The 2,433-nt window shown below is 51.0% G+C and carries 4 protein-coding genes; all 4 read right to left on the reverse strand.

The genetic code is table 11. The features are described from left to right. Positions 1-21 precede the first annotated feature (21 nt). Genes ACFMBG_RS24020 through ACFMBG_RS24035 form a run of 4 tightly spaced genes read right to left on the reverse strand, consistent with a single transcriptional unit; the run spans position 22 to position 2,211 of the window. A complete protein-coding gene (locus ACFMBG_RS24020; RefSeq protein ID WP_421057157.1) occupies positions 22-537 on the reverse strand; it encodes a hypothetical protein in 516 nt (171 codons plus the stop codon). 15 nt (positions 538-552) lie between these two features. Then, positions 553-1,104 (reverse strand): DUF6998 domain-containing protein, encoded by a 552-nt coding sequence (locus ACFMBG_RS24025; RefSeq protein WP_260002634.1) that lies wholly within the window; start codon positions 1,102-1,104, stop codon positions 553-555. Between the two features lie 20 nt (positions 1,105-1,124). Further along, positions 1,125-1,751, reverse strand: a complete 627-nt coding sequence (locus ACFMBG_RS24030) for a hypothetical protein (protein ID WP_421057158.1) — start codon at positions 1,749-1,751, stop codon at positions 1,125-1,127. Next, positions 1,717-2,211 (reverse strand): GIY-YIG nuclease family protein, encoded by a 495-nt coding sequence (locus ACFMBG_RS24035; RefSeq protein ID WP_260002631.1) that lies wholly within the window; start codon positions 2,209-2,211, stop codon positions 1,717-1,719. The genes ACFMBG_RS24030 and ACFMBG_RS24035 overlap by 35 nt, the downstream gene beginning before the upstream one ends. Positions 2,212-2,433 lie beyond the last annotated feature (222 nt).

Consider the following 2,433-nt stretch of genomic DNA (forward strand, 5'->3'; position numbering starts at 1 on the left):
AGGTCTGCTCATGCATCCCAGCTACCACGCTGGATTCATGAGATGAATCCCACACGGGATTTGTGCAACAAAGCCTGTCTGCATAATAGCCCCAGTTGAGGCCGCAATGATGCCAATTAAAATCAACGTATCAACGTTGATAAGAGGACCAGCTTTTGGCAAATTTCTACCCGCCAGCAGTGCACCATAGAATTTTGGAACTGGAATTACGCCCTGCATTGAGCGATAGAACTCTGGAAGAGGAGCCTCAACCTCAGGGAAGCGAGCAGAGCAACTCCTTGGGTCTTCTTTTCCAGCAAACAAATAGGGGCGTTCCTTCGCTGTTAGAGATATTTCACGCCTTATCGCCGTGAAGTTCGCATACGGGCCTAGATGCGTTTCCCCCTCTGCACGGTACCCTTGCGCCCAGCCATCAACAAAAACTCTTGTCCGGTAGCAAATCTGCTTGTCAGAGTAGCGCCCAACCATGGATTGAGTGCAGTTTGCAAGCAGCATTCCCAACACAGAAAGGATCAGCAGAAACCATCGAATACTCATTAACTAAGATCCTCCTTAGCTGGACTCTCCAGTTACCGGGATCTGCCCCCACGCAACTCGAAAAATACCTCCCGAAGGCTTGGGGAGATCTTTGCGATCCACAAGTTTAGACGACACCTCAAAGTCTTCGTTGATCCGGACAACCAAGAGCTTGTTAAAGTTGCCGCTGGTTTTGACAGTCACGACATCATTTTTCTTAAATGGTGTGATCGTTTTTACTTCAACGAAGTCCTTACCGAGCCTTCCGTCTGAACCCTGAGCGTAATTTTTGTTCAAAGTGATCCCGTAGGTGATAGCCGCAAACAGTTCGCCGATATCGCCGTAGAGGTTCAGATGGAAACCAGTTTCCCAGTGGTACTGCTCTGCCAAAGATAGCAGCTCTTCAAAATATGGGATTAGGGAGCGTTTAGCATTGGGGTACTTTGCACCCCACTCCTTGCATCGAACCTGTTCCTCGATTTCTGACCAAGTGACCCACTCGCCATCGTCATAAAAGGCCCGATTGGCCCAAATTTCATCCTCCCGCGCCTGCTGTTCTGCGGCTAGCCGTTCCTCAAGGAAATTCACGCAGTGCCTCCTTTGTTGGACTAAACAGAGCCCTGTTCGCGCCGCTTAAGTTCTTCAAGGATGATGCTATAGGCAAACGCAGATTCTTGCGCCTGATCTCCCCAACTCTTGAAGCTGCCATCGGGATAAACATCGCGGTCTCGAAACCTCTCATGCCAACTTTGGTCTGTCGAGATGATAATCGGTTCCGGCGCTCCTTCGAACTGACCGGCGGTCACGTCAACGATAACCCTGCCCTGCTCCAGCCAAGCATGAGACCGAACGCCGTCACGGCCCACAACATAAGCGAAAACGCCGAACCCACTAGCATGCAGGTATTCCGCCAGGATCTCAGAAGCCGCGCCGCAACTACCATTTGGATAGTCATCGAACTGAACGCCAAGCCGCGCAGAGCAGGCCCTAGTTGCGGCGTCGAAGCGCTCGGCATACTCCCTTAATAGGCGTAGCTTCAAAGGGCCTCTCCCTATCTGGATCAAACCAGCTTGAACAAGAACGCCAATGCAGGGACACCAACCACTCCGGAATACAGCACTAGATACAACCCCGACTGGCCCCTCTGCTTTCCACACGCCCAAGTTAAGCAGCCACCAAACAGAATAATGAAAATCCAATTCAGCATGGGCATACCTCGTGTCGATCTGGATCATTGCCGGTGTAGCCGCACTGCTGGCAGATTTCGCAGCTGAATGCATCGCTGTACCACATACCACAAAAACTTCCGCAAGACGGGCAACACTCTTCAGGTCCTAAATCCACCCAAGATGCTCCCCTTGCAAATTCTGGAACCCCATCCCTGTCATTTCCCACGAACTCGTAAGCAGCATGATCACTCGGTAGATATCCCATTGCTCCAGCAGCTTTCAGGCTAGGAAGGATCTCTAGGACATCTATATCAAACCATTCACCTTGGCGTCGTCGCCCATGGAACTGTTGGTGAAGATCTTTTTCTAACGCTATCTCATCACCTGAATGAATGTAGCCCAAAAGCAGAAGGGGATTTGGGTTTCCAGTCTGCAGATCACGCTTCCGTCTCTCAATATTTTTCGCTCGTCCGATCTTAATCGGGCCAAACTCAGCGCCCTCAATGGAAATGAAGTAGACCGGCATACTTGGTGCGCTCCCTTACTGGAAGACCTTTTTTGTCTCGGCCTCTTCTTTCGTATCGGCCAAGAACGGAACACCCACGTCACCATCTCGCTTGTCAAGTTCGCGGGCCGACATAGCCGATTCGCGGCTAGAATAAGGACCGCATATTGATCCTCCCCCAGTGAAGTGGTCCGCCGTTATGTTTAGGAAAACGGAGGATCAGAATGGGAACGAAGCGGCACA

It is taken from the genome of Leisingera coralii (assembly GCF_049056525.1).
Lineage (GTDB): Bacteria > Pseudomonadota > Alphaproteobacteria > Rhodobacterales > Rhodobacteraceae > Leisingera > Leisingera coralii.

Bases quoted from the DNA above. Each gene is read 5' to 3' on its own strand.
- ACFMBG_RS24030 (WP_421057158.1), bottom strand. From the start codon at position 1,751: ATGATCCAGATCGACACGAGGTATGCCCATGCTGAATTGGATTTTCAT.
- ACFMBG_RS24035 (WP_260002631.1), bottom strand. From the start codon at position 2,211: ATGCCGGTCTACTTCATTTCCATTGAGGGCGCTGAGTTTGGCCCGATT.
- ACFMBG_RS24020 (WP_421057157.1), bottom strand. From the start codon at position 537: ATGAGTATTCGATGGTTTCTGCTGATCCTTTCTGTGTTGGGAATGCTG.